20 protein-coding genes are annotated in these 25,032 nt (G+C 61.6%); 9 read left to right on the forward strand and 11 right to left on the reverse strand.

Annotated elements, in window-relative coordinates; genetic code table 11:
• Positions 1 to 215: 215 nt before the first annotated feature.
• Positions 216 to 2,936, forward strand: a complete 2,721-nt coding sequence (locus tag GO988_RS00490) for a sensor histidine kinase (protein WP_157561580.1) — start codon at positions 216 to 218, stop codon at positions 2,934 to 2,936.
• Between the two features lie 5 nt (positions 2,937 to 2,941).
• Here the strand turns inward: GO988_RS00490 and GO988_RS00495 are convergent, their stop codons facing one another.
• Positions 2,942 to 3,829 (reverse strand): carbohydrate kinase family protein, encoded by an 888-nt coding sequence (locus tag GO988_RS00495; protein ID WP_157561581.1) that lies wholly within the window; start codon positions 3,827 to 3,829, stop codon positions 2,942 to 2,944.
• A 46-nt stretch (positions 3,830 to 3,875) separates the two neighbouring features.
• A complete protein-coding gene (locus GO988_RS00500; RefSeq protein ID WP_198172448.1) occupies positions 3,876 to 6,647 on the reverse strand; it encodes a TonB-dependent receptor domain-containing protein in 2,772 nt (923 codons plus the stop codon).
• A gap of 272 nt (positions 6,648 to 6,919) precedes the next feature.
• On the opposite strand from GO988_RS00500, the gene GO988_RS00505 reads away from it, so the two are divergent.
• Complete coding sequence (locus tag GO988_RS00505) at positions 6,920 to 7,717, forward strand: hypothetical protein (RefSeq protein ID WP_232341325.1); 798 nt, start codon at positions 6,920 to 6,922, stop codon at positions 7,715 to 7,717.
• Positions 7,718 to 7,854: 137 nt separating this feature from the next.
• Here the strand turns inward: GO988_RS00505 and trpS are convergent, their stop codons facing one another.
• The 7 genes from trpS to GO988_RS00540 all read right to left on the reverse strand — a co-directional run bounded on the left by trpS (position 7,855) and on the right by GO988_RS00540 (position 14,875).
• On the reverse strand, positions 7,855 to 8,829 hold the full coding sequence (trpS, locus tag GO988_RS00510) for a tryptophan--tRNA ligase (protein ID WP_157561583.1): 975 nt from the start codon (positions 8,827 to 8,829) through the stop codon (positions 7,855 to 7,857).
• A gap of 21 nt (positions 8,830 to 8,850) precedes the next feature.
• Complete coding sequence (locus GO988_RS00515; protein WP_157561584.1) at positions 8,851 to 9,489, reverse strand: hypothetical protein; 639 nt, start codon at positions 9,487 to 9,489, stop codon at positions 8,851 to 8,853.
• 22 nt (positions 9,490 to 9,511) lie between these two features.
• Entirely contained in the window at positions 9,512 to 10,306 is a 795-nt protein-coding gene (locus GO988_RS00520) for a queuosine precursor transporter (RefSeq protein WP_157561585.1), read from the reverse strand.
• Between the two features lie 96 nt (positions 10,307 to 10,402).
• Complete coding sequence (locus GO988_RS00525; RefSeq protein ID WP_317164756.1) at positions 10,403 to 11,320, reverse strand: ribonuclease Z; 918 nt, start codon at positions 11,318 to 11,320, stop codon at positions 10,403 to 10,405.
• A 169-nt stretch (positions 11,321 to 11,489) separates the two neighbouring features.
• Positions 11,490 to 11,864, reverse strand: coding sequence for an STAS domain-containing protein (locus tag GO988_RS00530; RefSeq protein ID WP_157561586.1), 375 nt, complete (start codon positions 11,862 to 11,864; stop codon positions 11,490 to 11,492).
• A gap of 117 nt (positions 11,865 to 11,981) precedes the next feature.
• Positions 11,982 to 12,878 carry a DUF4198 domain-containing protein gene (locus tag GO988_RS00535; protein ID WP_157561587.1) on the reverse strand — a complete coding sequence of 299 codons (897 nt, stop codon included), beginning with the start codon at positions 12,876 to 12,878 and terminating at the stop codon, positions 11,982 to 11,984.
• Positions 12,879 to 13,036: 158 nt separating this feature from the next.
• Positions 13,037 to 14,875, reverse strand: coding sequence for a glycosyltransferase (locus GO988_RS00540; protein WP_157561588.1), 1,839 nt, complete (start codon positions 14,873 to 14,875; stop codon positions 13,037 to 13,039).
• A 150-nt stretch (positions 14,876 to 15,025) separates the two neighbouring features.
• On the opposite strand from GO988_RS00540, the gene GO988_RS00545 reads away from it, so the two are divergent.
• Positions 15,026 to 15,655, forward strand: coding sequence for a nitroreductase family protein (locus GO988_RS00545; protein WP_157561589.1), 630 nt, complete (start codon positions 15,026 to 15,028; stop codon positions 15,653 to 15,655).
• 97 nt (positions 15,656 to 15,752) lie between these two features.
• Here GO988_RS00545 and GO988_RS00550 read toward each other — a convergent pair whose 3' ends face one another.
• Complete coding sequence (locus tag GO988_RS00550; RefSeq protein ID WP_157561590.1) at positions 15,753 to 17,627, reverse strand: alpha-amylase family glycosyl hydrolase; 1,875 nt, start codon at positions 17,625 to 17,627, stop codon at positions 15,753 to 15,755.
• A 329-nt stretch (positions 17,628 to 17,956) separates the two neighbouring features.
• On the reverse strand, positions 17,957 to 19,333 hold the full coding sequence (locus GO988_RS00555) for a T9SS type A sorting domain-containing protein (protein WP_157561591.1): 1,377 nt from the start codon (positions 19,331 to 19,333) through the stop codon (positions 17,957 to 17,959).
• 264 nt (positions 19,334 to 19,597) lie between these two features.
• Between GO988_RS00555 and GO988_RS00560 the strand changes: the two genes are divergently transcribed.
• The 6 genes from GO988_RS00560 (at position 19,598) to GO988_RS00585 (ending at position 24,965) form a co-directional block, all read left to right on the forward strand.
• Positions 19,598 to 20,014, forward strand: a complete 417-nt coding sequence (locus GO988_RS00560) for a DUF6960 family protein (RefSeq protein WP_157561592.1) — start codon at positions 19,598 to 19,600, stop codon at positions 20,012 to 20,014.
• Positions 20,015 to 20,056: 42 nt separating this feature from the next.
• Positions 20,057 to 20,923, forward strand: a complete 867-nt coding sequence (locus GO988_RS00565; RefSeq protein ID WP_157561593.1) for an urease accessory protein UreD — start codon at positions 20,057 to 20,059, stop codon at positions 20,921 to 20,923.
• A 147-nt stretch (positions 20,924 to 21,070) separates the two neighbouring features.
• Positions 21,071 to 21,985, forward strand: coding sequence for an intradiol ring-cleavage dioxygenase (locus tag GO988_RS24335; RefSeq protein WP_157561594.1), 915 nt, complete (start codon positions 21,071 to 21,073; stop codon positions 21,983 to 21,985).
• Positions 21,986 to 22,121: 136 nt separating this feature from the next.
• Positions 22,122 to 22,892 (forward strand): helix-turn-helix domain-containing protein, encoded by a 771-nt coding sequence (locus GO988_RS00575; RefSeq protein WP_157561595.1) that lies wholly within the window; start codon positions 22,122 to 22,124, stop codon positions 22,890 to 22,892.
• Positions 22,893 to 22,912: 20 nt separating this feature from the next.
• On the forward strand, positions 22,913 to 24,097 hold the full coding sequence (locus GO988_RS00580) for an FAD-dependent oxidoreductase (protein WP_157561596.1): 1,185 nt from the start codon (positions 22,913 to 22,915) through the stop codon (positions 24,095 to 24,097).
• Between the two features lie 202 nt (positions 24,098 to 24,299).
• Positions 24,300 to 24,965: a cysteine hydrolase gene (locus GO988_RS00585; protein ID WP_157561597.1), complete on the forward strand. Its 666-nt coding sequence runs from the start codon at positions 24,300 to 24,302 to the stop codon at positions 24,963 to 24,965.
• Positions 24,966 to 25,032 lie beyond the last annotated feature (67 nt).

The raw sequence follows: 25,032 nt of genomic DNA on the forward strand, positions 1-25,032 counted from the left end.
CCCCGCTCATTCAAGAGCCGGCTAGCAAAACCAAGTTGGCGTCCTTAACCCTTTCCCCTTCAACTACCTAGCGGCAGGAGAAAGCAAGTTTATTTTAGTAGCTTGTAGCAGCGTAGGCCCCCCAAAGGCCGGCTGCGCAAGCTGCCCTGTCGAGCTTGCAAAAGCTGGGTAGCGCCCGTAATCTTGCTACAGGAGTTAACTGGTTTTGCTGGCATATGAAGAACCTTGATTCGCTGACGGACTTGCAAAACCTGCGCGCCCGCGCCGAGCGCCGCCGGCTGGTTACGGCCAGCCTGCCGCCCGATGCTGCCCCGGCCGATATGCAGCGCTTGGTGCAAGAGCTGCAAGTGCACCAGATAGAGCTGGAGATGCAGTACGAGGAGCTGCTGCTGGCCCAGTCTGATGCCGAAGCCAGCCGGGTGCAATACCTCGAGCTGTACGACTTCGCGCCCGTGGGCTACTGCACGCTCTCGGCCGAGGGCACCCTGCACCAGCTAAACCTGCGCACTAGCCAGCTGCTGGGCCAGGTGCGCCAGCGGCTGCTGGGCCGGCGGCTGTCCTTGTTCATAGACGCGGCCGACCGCGGGCGGTTTGCCGATTTTTTGACGCGGCTGTGGGCCGCCCCCGGCGAGCGCCTTACCTGCGAGGTAGCCATGCGCCGGGGCGACAACAGCGTGTTCTTTGCCCAGATAGAGGGGGTAGCCGCCAGCGAAGGCCCCGACGAAACCCAGCCGCCCGCCTACTGGCGCCTCGTGCTGCTCGATGTGAGCGAGCGCCGCCGGGCCGCCGACGAGCTAGCCGCCAGCGAAGCGCGCTTCCGAGCCACCTTCGAGCAAAGCAACGATGGCATGGTGCTGCTCGAAGACCACCGCTTTGTGGACGTGAATGCGGCCGCCATGCGCTTGTTGGGCTGCACGCAGGCTACGCAGATGGTGGGGCACCCCCTCAGCGAGTTTTGGCCCGAGTTTCAGCCCGATGGCCGCCGCTCGATGACGGTGCTTACGCAGTGCATGGAGCGCGCCCAGCGCCACGGCTGGTGCCGCCTCGAGTGGCAGCGCCTCAACGCGGCCGGCCAGCCCGTGTGGGACGAGATGTCGTTTAACCCCGTGCAGGTGCAGGGCCAGCCGCTGCTGCACGCTGCCTGGCGCGACATAACCGAGCGCAAGCGCAACGAGCAGCAGCTGCAGGAAAGCGAAGCCCGCCTGAATATGGCCCTCTCGGCCTCCGAAACCGGCGTTTTCACCCTGGACACGGCCACCCGCCAAGTGTACTGGGACGAGCGCTCGCGGGCTATTTTTGGCGGCAGCTTTGCCCCAGGGCCCGTGCCGGTGCAGCAGCTGCTGGCCCGCATCCACGCCGACGACACGGCGCGCGTGTGGGCCGACCTGGAGCAGGCCTTTGCCACCCAAGAAACCCTGGCCGCCGACTACCGCGTGGTGTGGCCCACGGGCGCAGTGCACCACGTGTCGTCGGCGGGCCGCGTGGTGAGCGGGGAGGTAGGGCAGCCGCCTCAGTTTATAGGGGTGCTGCGCGACGTAACGGCCTTGTACGACGCCGAAGCCGACCTGCACTACAAAACCCTGGTGCTCGAGCGCCTGCTCAACCACATGCCCATGGTGCTGCTGCGCCTGCGCCCCGATGGCTCCTACCTCGAAATGGCAGGTGCCGGCCTCAGAGCGCTGGGAATAAAGGACAATGGCTTGGTAGGAAAAAACGTCTTTGAAGTGTTTCCGGCCATGCGCGGGCCCATGCAGCAGGTGCTAAGCGGCCAGCCAGTCGAATTTGTATTTGAAGCGGAAGTGCAGGGCCAGCAGGTGGCCTTCAAGGACTATGGCTTTTTTGATGAGCAGCGCCAGCAGGCCGTGGTGCTGGCCGTGGACATCACGGAGGCCGAGCGGCAGAAACGGCAGCTGCGCGCCGAAAAAGACTTCACCCAAAGCCTGCTCGAAAACAGCATCGACGGCATTGTGGCTATCGACACCACGGGCCGCGTCACGGCCTGGAACAACCAAGCCGCCCATTATTTTGGTCACGCGGCGGCCGAAGCGGTGGGCCGGCCCCTCTTCGAGCTGCTGCCCCACCTCGACACCGACTACGCGCGCCAGCTGGTAGGCCGGGTGCTGGGTGGCGAGCAGGTGACGTGGACCAGCCAGTCCTTCACCCATCGCGAGGGCCACTACGACGCCTACCACGTGCCCCTGAAGCCCACCGATGGGGCGGCCCCCACGGGCGTGCTGGTAATATTTCGCGACGTGACCGAGCGCGACCGCCTCACCCAGGAAGCTACCCGCCTGGAGCTGCGCCAGCAGCAGGAAGTGCTGTCGGCCATCCTCACTACCCAGGAAGAGGAGCGCCGCCGCATTGCCGAGGCCCTGCACAACGGCCTGGGCCAGCTGCTCTACGGCACGCGCCTGCACCTCGATTCCCTACCCCCCTCCGAGGCTGTGCACGCCAGCCAGCAGCTGCTCAACGAGGCCATTCGCACCACGCGTACTATCTCGTTTGAGCTCACGCCCGGTATTCTCGAAGATTTTGGCCTGGTCGTGGCCCTCGAAGAACTTGCGAAGCGCATTCCGCCCAGCCAGCTGCGCGTCGACCTCAACCTGCACGGCTTAGGCGATGCGCTGCCCCATATGCTCGAAATCGCCGTATATCGTATTGTGCAAGAGCTGCTTAATAACGTGATGAAGCATGCCCAGGCCCAGGAAGTATTCGTGCAGGTGAGCCGCGAAGACGAGCAGCTGCACATCAGCGTCGAAGACGATGGCGTGGGCTTCGACCCCAACCAGCCGGTGGGGCGCGGGGGCATTGGGCTGTCCGGCATTCGCACGCGGGTGGGCCTGCTCGGCGGCACCCTCGATATCCAGTCGCACGCCGGGCACGGCACCGGGGTTTTTCTGGCGCTGCCCGTGCCCGCCGCCACGGCAGCAGGGTAGGGGCCTTACCCCGCCGCCAGCTGCGCCGCCAGGGCCTCCGGCGTAATGAGGGGGGTAGCGCCGGCCTGGGCTGCTACCAGCGCGCCCAGGGCGCAGGCCGTGCGCAGGCACTCGGCGGGCGGCTGGCCGGCCAGCCAGCCGCGCAGCAGCGCCGCCAAAAAAGCATCGCCGCTGCCAATGGTGTCCTGCACCTCCACCACAAAGCCGGGACTTTCGTAAAATGCGCCTTTGGTCCAGAGCGCGGCGCCATCGGCCCCGCGCGTGAGGCACACTGCCTCTAGGCCAAACACCCGCGCCAGGTAGGGCAGGGCCTCGGCGTCGGGCAGGGCCGCCTGGCCCTGCCAGCCCAGCAGCTCGGCCAGCTCGTGGTGGTTGAGCTTCACCATAGTGGCCTGGCCCAGCAGGTGCTCCACGGTGCGGCGGGTGTAGTGCGGCGGCCGCAGGTTCACGTCGAACACCCGGTAGCGGGCCTGGGGCAGCAACTGCAGCAGCGTGTCGCGGGTGGCGGGGCTGCGGGCGGCCAGGCTGCCAAATACCAGCATAGCGGCCCCGGCCACCAGCTCGGCCAGCTCCGGCGCGGGCTGAATATAATCCCAGGCCACGGGCTGCACAATCTTGTAGCTCACCTCCTGGCGGTCGTCCACGTTGGCCTTCACCACGCCGGTAAGGTGGCTGTGGCCGCGCTGCACGTAGCTAGTAGCCAGGCCTTTGCTCGTCATAAAGTCGAGCAGCTCGGTACCCAGCTCATCGTCGCCCACTCGGCTAATGAGCTGGGCCGGCACGCCCAGTTGGTGCAGGTGCACCGCCACATTGAACGGGGCGCCGCCCGGCTGTTTGCCCGTGGGCAGCATATCCCAGAGGATTTCACCAAAGCAAACAATCGGAGCGGCCATAGCAGGAGAGGAGGGGGTAGGGGCCACAAAGATGCGCCCCGGCGGCTTATGGGCGCCCGCCTGGGCTGCCTGCCGGCGCACTACCGCCCGGTGATGCTGTGCCTGGCGAGGGCGGCCCCACCGGCAAAGGGCGTGACTTACGCGGCATCGTGGTTGGCGTGGGTGGGGCTGGGGCCAAACTGGGGGGTAGGGCGGGCGCGGGCGGGCCCCCGGCTGGTACCAAGCGGGGGGCCACCCCAGAGGTACTATCCGTTGGGGCCGGCGCCGTTGCGGGAGGGGCCGGTCGGGTAGCGTCGGGCGTGCTGCCGCTGCCCTGGCTGCCGCCCCCATTTTCGTCTAGTTTCAAGTCGTTGTTTTGCAGGTTTTTATGGGGGCGCGGCTCAGCAGTCAGCTTCCCGATGCGGTAGCTGAAGTACACTTTAAAGCTCGTGAGGTGCTGCACCGCGCGGCTGCTTTGAGTGAGCAGCGGGCTCGCAAACTCACTGCGAACTGTATTGCGCGGCGAAAAGAAGTTTTCGGCCCCGAAGCCCAGGCTGGCTTTCTTCTGGGCCAAGTCGTGCTTCAGGCTGAAACTGTAGACGGCAAAGCTGCTTTGGCTGCCTTGCAGCTGCACCTGCTGCCCCCGGTAGAAGCCGAATACCTGTAGCCCCCAGCCCTTGGGCAACGCGTAGCTGCCATACAGGCGGCCGGCCACCACCAGGCCCGCATTGCGGGCGGCGTAGTTAGGGGCAGTTACGTTGTTGCGCAGCACGAGGTAGTAGGCATCTACCCCCCCATTGACGCTAAACTTCTGGCCGATGTTGAGGCCCGCAAACGCGCTGCCCCCATAAGCGCGCTCCTGTCCAATATTTTGGTAAGTGACAAGCACCGCGCCGGGGTAGCTTGCGGCGCCGAGCGGTGTGCGCACCGACTGGATGGAGCCGGTAGTAGTGCGCACGAAAGCGCTGAAATTCAGGTTGGCCTGCTTTAGTAAAGTGCTGTATCCTAGCTCATAGTTATGGGTGTATTCGGGGTGCAGCAGGGGGTTGCCCAACGTTTGAACCAGGGGGTTAGCGGCTTGTAGGTTCGGGTTTAGAAATGGCAGGGAAGGCCGCTGAATGCGCCGGTTATAAGCCAGCCGCAGCGCGTTGCCGTTGGCAAGCTTGTGCAATAGATTGAGGCTGGGCACCAGCACCCCGTAGCTGGGAATGTCGCCCACCGGGCCACTACCGTAGTCGGCCGCAATGCTGGCGTACTCGTAGCGCATACCCGGCTTCAGGGTGAAATTTTTGGGCAGGGCCACGGCGTAGGCCACGTAGCCCGCCGCCACGTTCTGGTCGTAGCGAAAGGAATTATCTGCCTGCGTACGGGCCAACTGGCCGTAGTAGCGGTAGTCGCTTTGCACGGTTCGCTGAATGTCTTTCGCGCCTATTTCCAGCAGTTGGTTTTTACCCGTGGGCGTTTGGTAGTCCACTTGGGCCGTTACTTCTTGGTTGGCGCTGGGGTTGTCGTTGCCCGCCTGGCCGGTCACGTCAACAGCACTGGCAGCGTAGGTGTCGTTGGCAAAGTTGTAGGTGCGGTCGTTGCGGCTGAACAACGCCAGCACACTCAGTTCGCGCTGGGCCACCTCGTAGGCATGCGTATAGCTCAAGCTGGCGTCCACCGTGCCCGACTCGTCAGTTGTTGTAACGTTACGCACCGAGGTCGCGGTACTCCCCAGCGCCAGCGCAGTCGTGCTGGTGGCCAAGGCATCTTGGTAGGTAGTCGCGTTGCGCGTGCCGTAGGCCAGGGAGGCCGCAAGCGAGTTATGGGCATCCAGGTCGTAGTCCCAGCCCAGCGTGTAGCGGCCAAATAGCTGCTGCTGGCGCGTAGCCGCCGCCTGGGTACTCTGGGTTTGCTGGCCCGTCGCCGGGTTGGTCGTCAGCTGGGCATTGTCGAAGCTACCCGGCGTGTTGTAGCCCGCCCGGCCAAAGCCACCGAGCGCAAAGCCCATTTTGCCCGTGCGGTAGTCCCCGTTCAGGTTTAGGGTACCCGAACGGGTGCCGCCGCTGCCATCCAGGCTCAGCTGGCCGCCGCGCAGGGTAGGGCTCTTGGTCACGATGTTAATAATGCCGCCCGACCCCTCGGCGTCGTATTTGGCCGAAGGGGAAGTAATTACTTCCACCGCCTTAATCTGGTCGGCCGGCAGCTGGCGCAGGCCATCGGCAATGCTGTTGGCCATGATGGTCGAGGGCTTGTTATTAAGCAGAACCCGGATATTCTGGCTGCCGCGCAGGCTCACATTGCCCTCTAGGTCTACGCTGAGCAGGGGCACGCGCTTGAGCACGTCCGTGGCATCGCCCCCGCGGGTAGTTTGGTCGTTCTCGGCGTGGTACACCGTGCGGTCAACCCTTTCCTCAACCAAGGGCTTCTCAGCCGTCACAACCACTTCGCCTAGCCTGCGGGCCACCGCCGTCAGCGGCAGTATTCCCAAATTCACCGTGCCGCCTTCGGGCACCACCACCCCCAAACGGGTAAGGTCCTGGTAGCCCAAAAAGCTAACGCGAAGGATATACGTACCGGGTAGGATGCCAGGCAGCACAAACTGGCCATTGGCGCCGCACACGCCGCCGTTCACGGGCGTGCCCGCTTCCGTTAGCACTGCCACAGTAGCATACGCAATGGCCTCACCGGTAGCGCCGTTAGTGACCGAGCCGGTTAGGCGGCCAGCTGTGCGGGCAGTGGCCGCCGGGTGGGTAGTAGCGGGGCGGGTAGGAAGCCGTTGGCCATTAGCGGAGGAAACAATGCTCCCTAACGCAGTGGCTAATAACAGGATAGTAGGGGTAATTTGTGGGGGCATAAACAGTAATAGGCCCTCCAAAGGCGCAGCCAGCCGCCAAAGGTTGTCTGAGAAATTAGGCACTGAAACCATCTTTGGCGGCCGGCGACGCGCTCAGCGCTATTAGGCAACTGCCTCCCCGTATGCTGTTCACTAGTTGGTAAACCCATATTCAGGGCCCTACTTGCGCTCTTGTAACCCCTAACTGCCCAGCTTTCGTACCACCACCTTCCTTCTTGCCTAGCCTGCGCGGGCCGGCGCGGTGCCGGTTTCGCCCGTTTTATTCCTTCTCTATGGCTTCTACCCCCGCTACCGGGTCGGCCCCGGCCAAGCCCGCCCGCTCCCGCAAGCCCCGCGCCAAGGCGCCCGCTACGCCCCCCGCTCCCGAGTTCGCCGAAGCGGGCATTGAAACGCTGCCGCCCGACCGCGTAAACCTCATTGCCGAGGGCCTGCGCGAAAAATCGAGCGCCAAGCAGGCTATCTACCGGGCTACGCAGGCTGCGTTTGCGCTGCTGCGCCAAGTATCGCAGGAGCTATGCCTGGAACTGACCCAAAAGGTAACGGCCGACGCTGACCAGAGTGTAAAGATTGAGTATCAGTCGGTAAACGAAATGGAATTTCACATTCGCTTCTCGGGCGACTTGCTGGTGTTCGTCATGCACTCCAACATTGTCACCTTCCCCGACGACTTTGGGCCGCTTACTACCCCCTACGTGGCGGCCGACTTCCGGCGGCGCTTCTTTGGGCACATCATGGCCTACAATTTTATGGCCGACAGCATTCGCTACCAGCGCCTCAACGACCCCGGCTACTTGCTCGGCCGCCTGCTCATCAACATCGACAGCCACTATTTCCTGGAAGGCGTGGAGCAACTCGAACTGCCCGACCACGACATGAGCGGCAGCGTGATAAGCGCCGAATCGCTGCGCCTATTTGTGGAAAGCGCCATGATTGCGGCCGTCAACAACGACCTGATTGCCCCGCCGCTGCCCGAAATTCAGCGCATCAGCGTCAAGCAAAAACTCGAAAACCAGCAAGTAAGCCGCGGTAGCAAAGTAGGCTTTAGCTTCTCGCACCAACAGCAATTCTGAGGGGGCTTAAAAAGAGTGTCCTGCTAAGCTTGGCGAAGCACCTCATTTGCGCCGCTGGACTACTAACCCAACGATTCGGACAAGATGGTTTGGCAAGCTTAGCAGGACACTCTTTTCTGCGTTATATAACTCAAATGCTACCGACCATACCCCACTTTCGCGCGCACTTTAGCTAGCACGCCGGCGCCGTAGTCTTGGGCGCGGCGAGCACCGATGGCAAGCTGGGCGTCAATCTCGGATAGGTTATTCATGTAGAAGGAAAAGCGCTCGCGCTCAGCGCCGAAGCGTTGCAATATCAGCTCGTAGAGGGCCTGCTTGGCGTGGCCGTAGCCGTAGCCACCGGCCTCGTAGCGCTGGCGCATCTCGGCCGTAGCCTGGGGGGTAGCGAGCAGCGAATACAGCTTGAAGGTGGTATCGGTGTCGGGGTTTTTAGGCGCTTCTAGCGGCGTGCTGTCCGATATGATGCTTTTGATGGTTTTCAGCAACTCCTTTTCGGGGGCAAACACGTCGATGATGTTGCCGTAGCTCTTGCTCATCTTGGCTCCGTCGATGCCGGGAATGGTCATCAGCTCAGCATCGACGCGGGACTGGGGCAGCACCAGCGTGTCGCCGTAGCGGTTGTTGAAAGCCTGGGCAATGTCGCGCGCTATCTCCAGGTGCTGAAGTTGGTCTTTGCCCACCGGCACCACCTCGGCGTTGTAGAGCAGGATGTCGGCCGCCATCAGCACGGGGTAGAAAAACACACCGGCATTCACGTCCGATAGCCTATCGCTTTTGTCCTTGAAGCTGTGCGCGTTGGCCAGCATGGGGTAGGGCGTGAAGCAGTTCAGGTACCAAGCCAGCTCCGTTACCTGCGGCACATCAGACTGCCGGTAGAACAGGTTTTTCTCGGTGTCGAAGCCGCAGGCTAGCCACGCTGCCGCCACGGCGTAGGTATTGGCGCGCAGTAGCGCCGGGTCGCGCACGGTGGTGAGCGAGTGCAGGTCGGCAATGAAGTAGAGCGACTCGTTGGCCGGGTTTTTCGATAGCTCGATGGCCGGAAGAATGGCGCCGAGCAAGTTGCCTAGGTGTGGGCGGCCGGTGCTCTGGATGCCGGTGAGAATGCGGGACATGGCGAAATAATGCGGTAATAGTTACTTGGCCGCGGCGCCATTGGCCGCCGCTTGGTAGGGCAAGTTGTGGTTGAGGGCGTGAATAACCTGAGGCAACTGCTCGGGCGCCAACTGCCTGGCCTCCAGCAGCTGGAGTAGGTCGGGCCGCGAGGCTAAGTAGGGGCGCAGGGCAGCTTGAAACTGACGGTTGCCCTTCGTCCAGCTAGCCTGAATGGGCGTAACTACTAAGGTAGTAGCTTGGCGCAGTAAATACACACTGCCCGCCGAGCCCTGGCCGTACCCCAGGTTGCCCCGGGAGGGCGCGTTGCTGGCCACGCTTCGGTAGCGCAGCAGCACTACCTGGCCGCTATCCACCTGCTCGGCAAAGGCTTGGCTCACGTACGCATCGCCAAAGCCACCGCGCAGCTGAAACCCGCCGGTGCTTACAAACTGCTTGTTATCAAGGCGAAATGAGCTTACTTGCTGCGGCGTGAGCGTGGCGGTTTTGCCCGCCAAATCGCGCACCACCAGCTGCTCGCTGTTGCGCAAAAACAACCCACCCTGCTGCCGCACCTGGGGGGTAGTACTCAGCACGTAGCTGCCCACCTCCACATTCTTGAACACCTGTGCGCGACTGGCTAAGGGAGCTACTAAGCTGAGGAATAATAGGGTAGAGCGCATGATAGAAATAATAGGGGGTAGGCTACACGCTTTTGTCAACCAAGGCTTCTTCCTGCAGTTCAGCCGTTTCGGCGGGGCCGAGGTAGCGGTCGATGGCGTAGTGCGCCAGGTACAGCACAGGGGTAAGCACAATGGCCGCGGCGAACTTATACCAGTAGTTGAATTTGGCTACTTCCAGGACTTGAGTCATCGACCAATTGCCAAACACATAAAACGCCACATACAGCACCACAAAGCTGTCGACGAGCTGTGAAATGAGGGTAGAGCCCGTGGCCCGCAGCCAAATAAATTTGCTGCCCGTGACGCGCCGAAACAGCTGAAATACGCTGGCATCGAGCACTTGCCCAATGATAAACGCCACCAGTGAGCCGATAATAATGCCCAAGCCCTGCCGAAAAATGCTTTGGTAGGCAAACTCAATGTTGAAGGGCCGGCCCTGCGGGTCAGTCTTGTTCAGGTCGAGCCAGAAGTCGGCCGGCACTAGCTTGGTAGTGCCCAGAATGACCAGAAAGGCGTACAGAATGAGCGCCACCGTGAGGAAGGTGATGCGCAGCACGCCCTTGCGCCCAAAGTACTCGTTGATGACGTCGGTGGTGATAAACACGACTGGCCACACCAGTACCCCGGCCGTAAGGTTGCCGGTAAGGCCAAAGGTTTTTTCTACCGAAAATATCTTCACGCCGATAATCTCGGCCAGCAACGCATTTACCAAAAAAATGCCGCTGAGTACGAGGTACAGTTGCTGCTTTTTGTGCGCGTAGGTAGGAGGCACGGTAGTAATGGCTAATAGAATGTCAGGCTGAGTTTGCCGAAGCATCGCGCTCGCCTCGTTGGCCGATTGAGTTAGTGCTCCACGCGAGATGCTTCGGCAAGCTCAGCCTGACCACTTTCTTAAAACGTTAAGCTAAGCAGGTTATACGCTCACCAATAGGCCTTCGGTGGCAAGTTCCGTCCAGGGGAAAATCTCCCGCGCCTCCTGCAAGTGCGCATCTAGCTGCTTGTAGCGCGACGAAAAGTGGCCGATTAGCAAGCGATGCGCATCGGCTGTGTGGGCCAGCTCGGCGGCCTGGCGAGCAGTGCTGTGGTAGGTTTGGGCGGCCCGCTCGCGCATATCGTGCAAGAAGGTGGCCTCGTGGTACAGCAAATCCACGCCCTGCACCAGCTCGGCCAGGGCGGGCGTATAAATGGTATCGGAGCAAAAAGCGTAGCGGCGGGGCGGCGCGGCCGGCACCGACACGTCGGCGTGGGCCAGCGCGGGGCGGCCAGTAGCCGGGTCGGCGGGTAAATCCTGGCCCTGGGCGAGCTGCGCCAATTCGGTAGGGGTAAGGCCGGCGGGCAGCTTCTCCTTCACGAGCTTGTCGCGGCGCGGCTGTTCCTCAAACAAGTAGCCCGCGCACGCAATGCGGTGGTGCATGGGCAACGACCACACCCGCACCAGCGCATCTTCATACACCACGGCGTGCGCCTCGGTATCAACGGGCACGAAGGTGATGTTGTAGCCCGGCTGCATCCGCGAGTGGAAGGCCTGGGTAGTCAGCACCAGGTCGAGGCCGGGCGGGCCTACTACCGTCAGGGGCTCCTGGCGGCCTTGCAGGTGCATGGTACTCAGCAAGCCAAATAGCCCAAAAAAATGGTCGCCGTGCAGGTGCGAAATAAACACTACCCGCAGCGAGCTGAGCCGGCGGCGGTGCTCCAGCAGCCGCAGCTGGGTGCCTTCGCCGCAATCGATGAGGTAGCGGCCTTCCTCTACGGCCAGTAGCTGCGCCGTGGGGTGGCGGCCCACCATGGGGGTAGCCGAGCCGCTGCCCAGAATCTGAAGCTCAAATGTCACGAAAAAAGCGGTTAGCTACGAATAGTTGGGGGATAGCTTTTTTACCGTACATGCCCAACTGCCTGCTACGAGCTGCCGGCGGCCAAAGCCACCGAAAATAAAAAAGCCACTGGCTGTTAGCCCAGCTTTGCGCGCGCTAACAGCCAATAGCCAACAGCCTCAAAAAAAATTACTCCTTGTCCGTCAGGTCGCGCTCGATGGCGTGCAGAAAAATGCGGTCAATGCCTTCTTCTACCGTGGGCAGAATGTGCAGCACCGACTCCAGCTTGCTGATGGTGATGAGCTTCAGCACGTGGTCTTGCAGGCCGGTAAGCACCAGCAGGCCGCCCGTCGAGTTGCACAAGCGATTGGCAATGAGGATGCTGCTTAGGCCCGACGAGTCGGTGTACTTAACATTCTGAAGGTCGAGTATCAGGTTGTTGTTACCCTCCGCGTTGAGCTTGACAAACTCCGATTTCAAATCGGGAGCAACGGTGGTATCAAGCTTCTTTTCATCAATGGTGATGACGGTGTAGCTTTCTTTTTTATCGATGGAGTATTTCATAAAAGCCGTGGCGGGACGATGAGAATTGGATGCTGGGGGGCGAAGGTAGGAAGAAATTGCAAAATGCAAAATGAACCGGCACCGAAGGTGCAACCTTAACTAATTGATAGGTTGAATTTAATAAACTTTCATAGAAAATGAAGGACCGCCAAACGTGAGAGAAGCCCATGTGCTAAGCCAATCGGCGCGGTTGGCCAGTGCTGGTGGGGCGGCTTCCATGCGCACGGCCGCCAGCAAGTAGGGGCCCGCGCCCGGCAGGCGCACCAGCACGCGGCCTTGGGCATTGGTGTGCGTAGTAAAATGCTGAGGGGTAATAACGCCCGTAGGTTTGGCGGAAAAACGACTGAGCCCCGTCACCGCGGGCGGGCTGGCATCCCACACCTGCACCAGGGCGCCCGGCACCGGCTGGCCCTGGCGTAGCACCCGCACCGTAAGGGCCGCACCAGGCCGCAGGCGATATGGGTTTTGCTCGGGCACCAATTCGAGGGGTAGGCCCAGCACCCGCCGAAACGTGGTATCGGCCGCCGCGGCGGGGGCCGTGGGCCCGGCGGCAAAAACCAGGCTTTTGGCGCAGCGGCGGTAGGCTTCGCGGCCCGGCTTGGTGCCGCTTTCGTCGGCTTCCTGGCGCTGGCGCAGGGCCAGGTCAAGGCCTTCTTCGCGCAGGTAGGCAGTAAACTGCGCAGCCGGCAGCTCCATGAACGCCGGCTGACTGGTAAGCACCACTACGTGCGTGCCCGGCGCTCCGCAGCGCACCGCGGGCGCCACCGAATCGGCCAGCAGCACCGGGCGCAGGTCAGCCGAATCGAGGGGGGTAGGACCCAAGCGCACAAAGCGCCGCACCCGGCGCGTGGGCCGGGGCCAGGTTTCGCCCGCAAAGTTTTCGCCGCTCAGCAGGCGCAGCGGCACCGCAGTGCCCGGCAGCACTCGAAAGGAAGCGGGCTGCAGCCAAAACTCGTGCGCTAGTGCCGCAGTGGCAGCAATAAGAAAGAGGAGCGTAAAAATTCGGGCTTTCATTCCTCCTTACTCCTGGCGAACGTTGTAAAATCGTTTGTCAGGGCAAGCGCCGCGTGGCAAATATCCCGGAACGAGCCCCTTTGGAGGGTATTCCGAGATAATTGCCACGCGGCGCTTGCCCTGACAAACTTATATAATTAAGCCTATGGAAGTTTACGCTACTGCCGCTCCAGCGCCAGGGCATAGGCGCGGTCGTAGTACACGCGCAAGTTTTTCCAGTCGAAGATGTCGGCGGAACTCTCTACCCGGTTGCGCTGGCTGATGCGCTCGCGGCGGCTCAGCAGCACAAAATTCCAGAGCATTTCGGTGAGTTCCTCGGCGGCTTGGTCGAAGCTGCGCTCTTGGCGGCGCACCACAAAGATGCCTTTGTCCTCGTGGTCGGCCACGTTTTTCTGCACGTAGTCGCCAAAGCCCGAGAGGTCGCTCGTAACGGCTGGCACGCCGCGCGCCACGCACTCGAGCGGGGTATAGCCCCAGGGCTCGTAGTAGCTCGGAAACACGCCTAGGTGGCAGCCGCGCACAAACTGCCCGTAGTCCATGCCAAAAAGTGGCGAAGTAGTGCTCACAAAGTCAGGATGATACACAATTTTTACGCGGTCGTGCTGGTTGTTTACCAAATTGGCGCGGCGCACGAAGTTTAGGATATCATCGTCCTGGTCGTTCACCAGGTTGTGGGTAATAACGGAGGGTAGGGCCGAAGTTTTCCAGCTTTGCAGGCCCCGGCGGTAGCGCAGCTTCCAGTAATCGTCCACCATGTTGTCGAGGTCGGGCAGGCGGTGGTCCTGGCTGGCCGCAGCGGCGTAAAATAAGCGCTCGCCCACCTGCTCCTCAATGGCGCGGCAGGTTTGGCGCACTTCCTCGAGCTGGGCGCGGCTTTGCAGCACCAGCGGGTTGATGCTGGTGTAGGGCCGCTTGGTGATGAAAAACATCACGACCTGCCCATTCAGCCCACTGGCTTGCAGGCGGTGGTTGAGGCGGGCCAACGCCTCCAGCGTAAGGTCAAAACCCTTGTTATGATACTCGTAGCGCCCCGAGGTGAACAAGTACAGCGTCTCGTCGAGGTCAAAGGAATAGCTCTGAAAGAAGTGCGCCATTACAAACTCGTGGATTTTATCCTTATAGAGTTTGTGCAGGTTTTGAAACTCATGCAGGGCCACGAAGCGCTCGATGTTGAGGCCATTGGGCAGCACTGCATCGGGTATTCTATCCAATAAATAGATGCACTCGCGCACCGTCAGCTCGCTCACCGTAGTAAACACGTGGCTGCCGTGGGCGGCGGCACGCTCCATGCTCACGGCCGGCTCAATGTTGAAGTGGCGCGCCTGCGAGCGCCAATCTACCAGCATCAGGTGGTCGTAGAAGTCGGGGTCGTTCATGGCCAGGTAGCGGCCTAGCAGCGTCGCGTGCGTCGTAAACACCAGGTGCACGGGCACTTGCTGGCGGCGCAGCTCGGGTATTGCTACCCCCGTCATCCACTCGTGGAAGTGGGCGATAACTTTCCACTGGTTCACGGTTTGGCGAGCCACCGTTTCGATAAAACGCTCAGCCAGGTGCCCAAAAGCAATAACCTGGTGCAGCAAATCGTCGTTGTCGGGCGCCGGAATCTGGTGGTCGCGCCAGAGGTCGCTTTTCAACTGTCCCAGGCGGTCGTACACCTGAAATGGGTTGATGAGCACCGTACGCGGCCGGCCCGTCACGAGCCACACCCCGAGGCAAATGTCCATGCCCTGCTCGCGCAACGTGCGCACGGCCACCGCGTAGGGGTCGGTCATGCGGGCTAGCTGGGCATCGTCATACGTCTCAAACTCGCCCTGTGCCTGCTGCGGAAAGTAGGGCCCCAGCAAGCAGTAGCGCTCGTTCCAGGCGGGCATGGTGGCCGGCACCTTCGAGCGGATAACTGTGTAAATACCACCTACCTGGTTGCACACCTCCCAGGCCACTTCAATGAGCAAAGAATCGGGGAACAAGGCGTCGGGCGCGGAGGGCTGGAGCTGCATAAGCGGGTAGAGAACGGGCGGGGAATGGGTGCGAAAGGTAAGCCGGTAGGCGAATTATTCCTACGTTAAAAAATCGCCCTTGGCGGCCCTGCTGTTCAAAACATAAGTGCCGCTGAGCTTATTTAGAACTCGCATTTTATTCCTTTTTCTATGTCTGACCTTACCAACGTGTTGCCCGTAGCGCACGCCATTCTGCCCCAACTGACGCAGCGCCGCAGCCCCCGCGCCTACACCGACCAGGCCGTATCAGCCGAGGCTTTGCAGCAACTCTTTACGGCTGCCAGCTCGGCTGCCTCGTGCTTTGGCGAGCAGCCCTGGCGCTTTATCGTGGGCAGCAAGGCTACCAGCCCCGCGGCGTTTGAGAAGATACTAGGTACCCTGGCGCCCTTCAACCAGGCGTGGGTAAAACAGGCGCCGGTGCTGGCCATCAGCATTGCCAAAACCACCTTCTCGCACGATAACAACCCCAATGCCTGGGCTACCCACGACGTGGGCCAGGCCGCCGCTACGCTGGCCATTCAGGCCGTAGAGCTGGGCCTGCAAATCCACCAAATGGCGGGTTTCTCGCAGGAAGGAGCCCGCACGGCGTTCGGTATTCCAGACGGCTACCAGTCAGTAGCGGTGTTCACCATCGGTTACCCCGCCGCCGCCGATGCCGTGCCCGCCGACTTGCGCGAGCGCGAGCTGGCGCCCCGCACCCGCAAGCCGCTGGCCGAGTTTATGTTTGAGGGTGGCTGGCCCCAGCCCGCCGACGAGCGCTACGACCAGGCACCAGTATAGCTTGCTAGCCTAGCTGACTACAAAGCGAGGGGGTAGGGAGGACGTTCGGATGAACGCCTTCCCTACCCCCTCGCTTTGTAGTCAGCTAGGCAGCGGCTTAGCCGCGCGACAAGATAACTACCGCGTACGGCCCCAGGTCGAGGTGGCCGTGCTGGGCGTAGCCATCGTATTCACCGTCTTCGGTGTGGGTGCCAAAGCACGGGAAGTCTTGAAAGTCCGCATCGTAGCCGGCCCAGTCTGAGTTGAAACGCACCGTCCACTCGCCGCCCGCGGGCAAGCCGATGGTGTACCCCTGCTGCGATTGGTTGGCGAAATTAATGACCACGATAGTAGCGTTTTCGGGGCTGTCGTCCCAGCGGGCGAAGGCCAGGATTTTGTCGTCGTTATTCACATGCGACACGTGGCAGCCCTGGCCGCGCAAACCCGGCGTGACGCCGCGCAAATCGCGCCGCAGCGCAATCAGGTCGCGGTAGAGCTGGGTGAGGCCGCCGTGGGCTTCGGCCCAATCCCACTGTAGCGGCTCGGTGTCGTTGAACGAGCCGGGCGCCAAAAATTCCTGCCCCTGAAACAGCATCGGGATGCCCGGCGCCGTAAACACCAAGCCCGCGCCCAGCACCATGCGCTTCTTGGCGAAGTAGTTGTCTACATTGCCCGGCATGATTTCTTCGGGTAGGCGGCTTTTGCCGTTGGCTACCTCGTCGTGGCTTTCGGTGTAGATAACGCGCTGGAAGGCATCGCCATTATAGGCCGTGCAAATGGCGCGGCTCACGGCGTGCATGTCGCGGTCGCGGTCTTCCATTTGGGTAAGCGCCTCGTGCACCGGGTAGATGAAGGACGCCGACCACTGGGCCGAAAAGCCCTCGCCGCCCTGGTCGGGGCCGGCCGTGATGGCGGGGTTCGAGCGCAAGTCCTCGGCAATGGTAATTTTCCAAGGCTGGCGGTTGCGAATTTCCTCGTTTACCCAGCGCATCAGGCTCCAGCCATCGGGCAGGTCGGCGCCGGGGTCTTCCTCGCCATTCACGTTGCGAATGAAGGCGATGGCATCCATGCGCAGGCCGTCGCAGTGGTAGTCTTCGAGCCACATCAGGGCATTGTCGCGGATGTAGCGGCGCACTTCGGGGCGGCCGTAGTCGGGGCGGTTGTCGCCCCAGGGCGTTTTGGCGCGCCAGTCGTTGTAAAAATAAATGCCGCCGCCATCATTTTCCTGCCAACCATCAAATTGCCACAAATCGAGGTCGCCGGGCCCGAAGTGGTTGTACACCACATCCAGTATCACCGCAATGCCTTGCTGGTGCGCCGCCTTCACCAGCTCGCGGAAGCCCTCGGCCCCGCCATAATCACTTTCGAGCGCGAAGGGGTTCGACGGATTGTAGCCCCACGAATACGCCCCCGGAAACTCGGTAGCCGGCATAATCTCGATGCAATTGACACCCAGATTTCTCAGGTAGTCCAAGCGCTCAATCACATCGCGAAACGTGCCAGGTTGGCCTTCTTGCTTCACGTTGAAAGTGCCAATGTGCAGCTCGTAAATAATCAGGTCGTTCCAAACGGGCATCTGAAAATTATCACCTTCCCAGTCAAAATCAAAGGGGTCAAATACCAGCGAGTGTCCCGCCGAGTTGGTGACGGCCCGGGCGTAGGGGTCGTTGCGGGTAAGCTCGCCGGCGGGGGTTTGCAGCACGTACTTGTAGCCTGCGCCGGCTTGCACGCCGGGCAAGTCGGCGGCCCAGTTGCCATCGGTTTCGGCTTGCAGCGGGTGCGCCTGCTTGTCCCAATTATTAAAAGTGCCCACCACCGATACGGCGCTGGCGGCCGGCGCCCACACCCGGAAGGTGGTGCCGCCGGGGTGGGGTAGGGCCCCAAATCCCTCGCGAACGGGGGCCGCGCTGGGGGCCGTAGTAGGAGTATTAGTAGCCTTAGAGGCAGCCGCAGCCGGCTTAGCGGCGCGTTTTGAGGCGGTAGAAGTGGACATAAAAAAAAGCTGTCGCGCTGGCCCCAACAGACAGGGCCAACTGGCGCGGCCAGCAGTTAAAGCACCTGTGTACGAGTACCGCTGCCTTCCGGATATAGCAGGCGTTATTTTTGGCCAGTGGCACTTGGCTAATTCAGTTGGCGAAGGTTTAGTAAAATATTGAGAATAAATTGCTTATTAATACTAGGCGAGTCGCCCACAAATTTGGGCGCTCACGAAGCCTGCTAGTAAAACTGCCGCGCTCACTGCCGAAATACCACAAAAAAGCTCCCACCATAAGGCGGGAGCTTCTTGCTGAACAATAGACTGTTAATTAGCAAAATATAGGTTTATTCCGTCTTGCTGATGCGTTGCGTCAGGCTGCCATCGAGCGTGAGCAAATACGTGCCAGCCGCTAGCCCTGCCAGGCTCAACTGGCCCGAGGGGGGTAGGGTGGCGGCGGTGCGCACCGAGCGGCCAAGCAAATCACGCAGTTCAGCCGTGTGGCCCGCTACCGAGCCCGTAGGTAGGCTGATGGTCAGCATGTCTTGCACGGGGTTGGGGTAGAGCGACAACTCGGCTGCGGTGGCAGTGCGGGCCGCGAGGGCCGTGGCCAGCGGCGCCGGCGCCACCCCGCGAAACGCCGTATTGGTGCCCGGCGTGGCAATGGCGGCCGGTAGGGCGGCTATGCTAGGCGCCGCGTTGTAGCCCGCATTATCCGTGACGGCGTACAGTCCGCCGCCCCCGCTGGCCACTAGCGTAACGGTAGTGCCGCTCACGCTGCCCGCCAGGCCGCGCAGCGCCGCCGTGGTGCTGCCGCCAATGGTGCCATTCAGGGTCCAGGTAGTGCCGACTAGGCTCCATTTCTGGATGCCGCCGTCGGCGGTAGCGCGGTCATCGGCTACGTATACTACGTCCAGGCCCGGCACCGCGGCGCTCTGGTCAGTGAAGAAAAAGCCGTACGAACTAGGCCCGGTGGTAGTAGAAAAGCCGTTGAGCAGCGCCAGGGTCTGGCCCGCGGCGGTAGGTAGGCCCGTGCCCACTTGCAGCACCCCAAACGTGGGCGACGATGACGACGACACGTACAGATTGCCTCCGAAAATATTAACTGACCGCAGGTTAGTTGGCGAACCCGTTGAGAGGGTAGTGCTGGCGCCCGTGTTGCCAAACGTGGTATAAACCACCCCGCCGGCGCTGCCTACCGCATAAAACGAGCTGCCGTTGGCCGAGGCGGCTCCCCGGATGTTGACCCCACTGCCAGTAGTGCCGCTAAAAGCATCCGAAATACGGGTCGTGGCGTTGAGGACGCCATCGGCCCCAATGCGCCCAATGAGGCGGTTGGTAGTGGCCGAGGCCGTAGTAGCTACGGCGGCCGTGCCAGCGGCCGCGTTGTAGCCGGGCAGTATGAGGTAGCGGCCATCGGCCGAGCGCGAAAGGCTGGCATCGGCCGTAGAAGAGCCGGTTTCGGTGAAGGCCAGCGTAGTGCCGGCGTCGGCCGTGGGCAGCGCAATGGTTTGCACCAGCGTGCCCGTGCGGGTGTATTCTTGCAGGAAAGTAGCCGTGGCGGCGCTGCTAAGCGCGGCCGCGCCATCGCCCACGCGCACCACCACAAAGTTGCCGGCCGTAAAGGCCACGGGCGCTTGGGCCAGCGCACTCGACGCACTCAGCAGCCCCAGCGTGGCGGCAAACAGGGTACGGCGAATAGTGAAAGAGGAGAAGTTTATCATAGTAAAAGAAGGAAAATGGGAAAATACTGCACCTCAAAAGGTAGAAAGTAAATGTACTGGCCCTTCTGTACTAGGGTGGTTTGGCAGTATTACTAAATTGTGAACAAACTGGATTTTCGATAATATTGCTAGCCGCACTAGTTGATAATCAGGCAAAAAGCCCGCTAGTGGGATAGGGCCGGCAACCACGGCCGGTTCTTTTTGGTTAGCCAGGCGTAGCTAAGCAGCCCTCTCCCCGTGTGGAGCACCTGTTATTTTCCTTTTATGCGCCGCCCTACCCCCCTCATTTACGGTCTCTATGCCTGGTTGCCCGCCTACGGCTACCGCTACTTGCACCCCGCCAACCGCCGTTCGTTTGAGCTGCTGGAGCCCGTGGGCAAGGTGTTTGAAAAGATAAGCCCCGCCGATGACGACTCGGACTGGATAACTATCCGCTACGACGAGCAGCAGTTTTTGGTGCGCGGTGAGCTGTTTAAAGAGCTGTACAACAAGCCTACTTTCAGCTTCGGCGACTTGGTGGAGGAGGTGCAGCCGGCCCCCGGCCAGCTGCCGCACCGCGGCCTTATTTCCGACGTATTTTGGAGTGAGCGCGACGACCGCGCCACCTTCCAGCTGGTGGAGCGCAAGCGTAAGCTCGCACGCATATTTGCCGCTGAGGAGCTGCACCTCGTGCACAAATAAGGGGGTAGGGCCACGGGGCGCCCCTATCTTGCCGCTCCAACTATGCCCGACCCTCCCGACTACCAGTGGAGCGAGCTGGCGGTGGCGCAGGTGCGGCAGCAGTCGCGGCTGGTGGCCAGCCGCAGCATGCAGCCGCTCAAGATTATCAATCCTGCCGCGCCGGCCGGCTCCGCCTGCCACGCCGTACTGGCCAGCTACGGCGGTGGCCTGGTGGCCGGCGATAGCATCCGGCTGCGGGTGCATTGCGAGGCGGGGAGCGGCCTGCTACTCACCACGCAAGCCAATACGCGCATCTTCAAGTCGATAGATGGCCGCCAGGCCGAGCAGCTTACCGAAGGCCACGTAGCCGAAAACGCCCTGGCCGTGGTGCTGCCCGACCCCTTGGTGCCCCAGGCCAATAGCCGCTACCACCAAGCTCAGCACTGGCACCTGGCCGATAGCGCTACCCTGCTGCTGGCCGACTGGTGGCACGCCGGCCGCACCGATATAGGCGAGAAATTCGCCTTCACGTCCTTCGCGACCGAACTACGCGTGAGCGTGGGTGGCCGCTTAGTTGTGCTCGACCGTTTTGCCCTGCGGCCCGCCGAGCATTTAGCTACCTCGCAGGCCACGTTTGGGCCGTATCATTCGGCACTGTCGCTGTACCTCGTGGGGCCGCCCGGTGCGGCGCGCTTTCAGCAGCTGGCCGCGGCGCTGCGCCGCCTACCCCCCCCTGGCCAAACCGAGCTGCACGCGCAGCTAACCGGCCGGCCCTATGTAGTGGCCGTGACTCAGGCGCGGGACAACGTATTGCTGGTGCGCGCATTAGGCAACTCGCGGCTCGATTTAGAGCCGGTGTACCAAGCGCTATCGGCCGCCTTAGCGGGGAAGGAACTGCTGGGGTTTAGCCCGCTAAAACGGAAGTATTGAGGCCGCCCGCCGGGCAGGTCGTATTCGGCGATTCTTCCCCGCTCGTCGGTAGTCCGCCTACCCCCGCCGATTGCATGGCCCCGTAGCCCGGGGCTAAGCTGAATTTTGTTTCGTTGGTACCCTGATGCCCGAACAGATTCAATTAGTATGCTCACCCGCAAAGACTTTATTCGCAAAATAGCGCTGGGCTCGGCCGTGGCCCCGCTGCTGTTGCAGCAGCTCGGCTGCGCCTCCGATGGTAGCCAAACTGCCAACACCGGCACCGCCTCAGCCGACAGCGCCCGCACTGCTGGCCGCCCAGGCCCTCCACCGGGCGGCAGTCCCCCGCCCGGCTGGAAAGGCGGCCCCCCACCCGGTGACGGCCCTAGCGGCCCGCCCCCCGGGGGGCCTGGTGGCCCCCCGCCGCCCCACCATACCAGCAAGCCCGGCCCCACCGGCCACACCGCCGATGGCAGCGCCTGCTACTCTACCCCCGAGCTAGAGGAAGGCCCCTTTCCCTACGACCTCAGCAGCAAGGGCGCCCTGGTGCGCCGCAGCATTGCCGAGCAGCGCGCGGGCCTACCCCTGCAATTTACCCTTACGCTGGTTGATACCAAAAATGGCTGCGCCGCTATTCCCAACGCCCGCATCGATGTGTGGCACTGCGACGCCGACGGCTACTATTCTGAGTTCAGCGAGCGCGGCTACCTCGGCAACCGCGATTTTACCAACCAAACCTTCTGCCGCGGCATCCAGCGCACCGACGCCCACGGCCAGGTCACGTTCGAGAGCATTTACCCCGGTTGGTACGAGGGCCGCATTACCCACATCCACTTCGAAGTATTTATTGGCAAAAAGAAGGTGCTTATCAGCCAGGTGGCCTTCCCCGACGCCATCAATGCCGCCGTGTACGCCAAGCCGCCCTACAACAAGCACGGCAACAATACCTCCGTCGTCGCCAACGCGGCCGACCACGTATTTGGCGAGTCTTCTACCGTGCTGGCCCACACCCTCCTCCATATCGTTCCCGATGCGGCGACCGGCGGCTACATCGGCACCTATACCATTGGCCTGCCAGTCTAGAAGCAGGTTAAAGCGGTGGTACTAGTGGCGGGCCTTCGGGTCCTATCTCCTTACGCGGGGAGGGGGGTAGGGGCGAGGTCATCCAGCAGAGCGGCCGTACATTACCCCTAAAAACGACCTTAATTCCGCGCGCAAAATGCCCTTCAGCGACCTCGATTACCGCGTGGCGCAGCCGCCCCCAGCGCTCGCTGAACTGGTAGAAAGCTACTGGCTGCTGCTAAACCATTCCGATAGCGAGCAGCGCGTAACCCTCGTGCCCGATGGCCGGCCCGACGTGCTATTTTCGGACTCGGCCACCGAGCCGTACCACGTCGCGCTTGTCGGCCTGGATAGCCAGCCCAGCACGCAAATCATTCCGCCCAAATGCCGGATGCTCGCCGTCAGTTGGAAGCTCTTGGCAGTCGAATACATCCTCCCCATTCGCATTGCAGATTTGCTGCATACCGGCCGCTACCTGCCCGCCGACTACCTGGGCATTACTGCTGAGGATTTTAGCGATTTCGATGGTTTTTGCGCGAAAATATCTGCGCAAATTATGCACCTGCTTCCCCTCGAACTAGATGCCCGCAAGCGCAAACTATTCAACCTACTTTACGCCTCCAATGGCGCGCTGGCCGTGGAGGAGTTGGCCACCGCGGCCGCCTGGAGTAGTCGCCAAATTAATCGGTATTTCCAGCAGATGTTCGGCCTTCCGCTGAAAGCCTATTCCAATATTCTGCGGTTTCGCGCCTCGTTCCAGCACCTTAAGGCTGGTAAACTATTTCCCGAGCAAAACTTCGCCGACCAAGCCCATTTTATTCGGGAAGTCAAGAAATACGCAGGCGTGGTCCCCAAAGAATTGGCCCGCAACCAAGACGACCGATTTATACAATTCGCCGCCCTACCCCCCCCCATAGTTTTGTGCTGAATCCTACCCCGTATTCAGCCATGCTTATTCAAGACAAGAAGATAGCCATCATCGGCGGCGGCCCCGGTGGCCTTACCCTCGCCCGCTTGCTCCAGCTGCGTGGTGCCACCGTCAAGGTTTATGAGCGCGACCGCGACCGCGATGTGCGTGTGCAGGGCGCTACCCTCGACCTGCACCACGAGTCGGGGCTAGCTGCCCTGCGCCAAGCCGGCCTGCTCGACGAGTTTAAAAAGCATTACCGGCCGGGAGCCGAGCACCTGCGCCTCGTAGACCAGCACGCCACCCTCGTGCTCGACGAGCACGCAGAAGCCCAAACCGCCACCTTTGGCGACCCGCACTTCCGCCCCGAAATCGACCGCGGCCCGCTGCGCGACCTCTTGCTCGATTCGTTGCAGCCCGGCACGGTGGTTTGGGACAGCCACTTTGCGTCGATGAAGCCAGCCGGGCCAGGCTGGGAAATCACCTTCCAAAATGGCACTGCCACCACGGCCGATATCGTAGTTGGGGCCGACGGAGCCAACTCTAAAATCCGGCCTTTCGTAACGCCAGTTACCCCGTTCTACATCGGCATTACGGTGGTAGAAGGCGCCCTGCCCGACGCCGCGCAGCACGCGCCCCGCATCTGCGCCTTGCTGCAAGGCGGCAAAATATTCGCCTTGGGCGACGAAAAAACCCTGATAGTAAGCGCCAAAGGCGACGGCGGCCTGGCGTTCTACACCGGCTGCAAAACCCCCGAGTTGTGGGCCCGCGACAGCGGCATAGATTTCAAAAATGCAGCGCAGGTGCAAACCTGGTTTCGGCAAGAGTTTGTGGGCTGGGCTAGCCTCTGGGACGAGTTATTTGCCGCCGACCACGCCTACTTCGTGCCCCGCCCACAGTACTGCTTCCCCCCAACCCAAGCCTGGGCCTCCCAGCCCAACCTCACCCTCCTCGGCGACGCGGCCCACCTCATGCCGCCCTACGCCGGCGAAGGCGTGAACATGGCCATGCTCGACGCACTTGAGCTAAGCAACTGCTTGGCCGACAGTCAATTTTCAAATGCGCAAGCCGCTATTGCTGCCTACGAGCAGTCTATGCGTCAGCGCGCCGCCACAGTAGCGCAGGAAACGCTGGCGCAAACGGCGGCGCTGCACTCGCCGGGTGGGCTAGCGCATTTGGTAGAGTTATTTAGTGGCGGTGAGCCGACCCATGAGCTCTCGTGCTAGTGCCGGCAAGGCTATGCCAACGGATTGCCAGTTAGGCTAGCGTAGGGTAGGCACATTTTTGCGTAGCACGCAACATGGCTACGGGCGGCTACAAAGTTGGGCTGCCAGCGTAAGCCGCTGCGTACTAATTCACTAGTTCAAGTGTAATTTAGGCTGGTTTGCCACCCATTGCGGCGCACCAGTATGCGCTTCGCCTTTGCCTATGGATGCCTCCTTTACTATGCACCGGGGCCTACCGGTGCCGCGCACCTTGCCCGAAAGCCTGCGGGCAGTGCGCCCAGCGCTGCTCGTGTATGATGCCCAAGTAGGCATCTTTTCGCAGTTGCCCGAGCCAGCGCCCCTTACGGCCCGCCTGCTGCGAATAGTAACCGCCGCTCGCACGGCTGGGTTGCCCGTCTTCTTTTCGCGGCATTTGTCGCTGCCCGTTGAGCTAATGGGCACCGCCCAAATGCGCATGGCTTTGGCTTGGCAGCGCACCGATGACCCGCGCCAGGTGCGCCCCTGGTTTCTGCGCGATAGCCCCGGCCTCGGTGTGCTACCCGAGCTGGCGCCCCTGGCCAGCGAAGCCGTGTTTGATAAGCTCAGCATGTCGGCTTTCGAAGGCACTTGGCTCGACATCGCCTTGCGCGACCTGGGCGTGCGCACCATCATCCTCATAGGTGCAGCTATGGAAATCGGCATCGAGCCCACTGTGCGCCACGCCGCCGACCTCGGCTACCTGCCCATAGTGGTGCGCGATGCCTGCGGCGCGGGTCATCCCGAAGCCGCCCAGCGCTCACTCGATAGCCTGGCCTTTGCCGGCGACACCCTTTTTACCGACACCGACGAACTGTGCGAATTAGTAGATTCGCTGTCGCCAGCGGGGTGATTGTTCAGCTTGCTCCCCTTAGTGACTTGTCACGTTGTTTACACATACTAGTTTGGCCAAAACCAAA

Origin of the sequence: Hymenobacter ginkgonis (assembly GCF_009755225.1) — a bacterium.
GTDB classification, from domain to species: domain Bacteria; phylum Bacteroidota; class Bacteroidia; order Cytophagales; family Hymenobacteraceae; genus Hymenobacter; species Hymenobacter ginkgonis.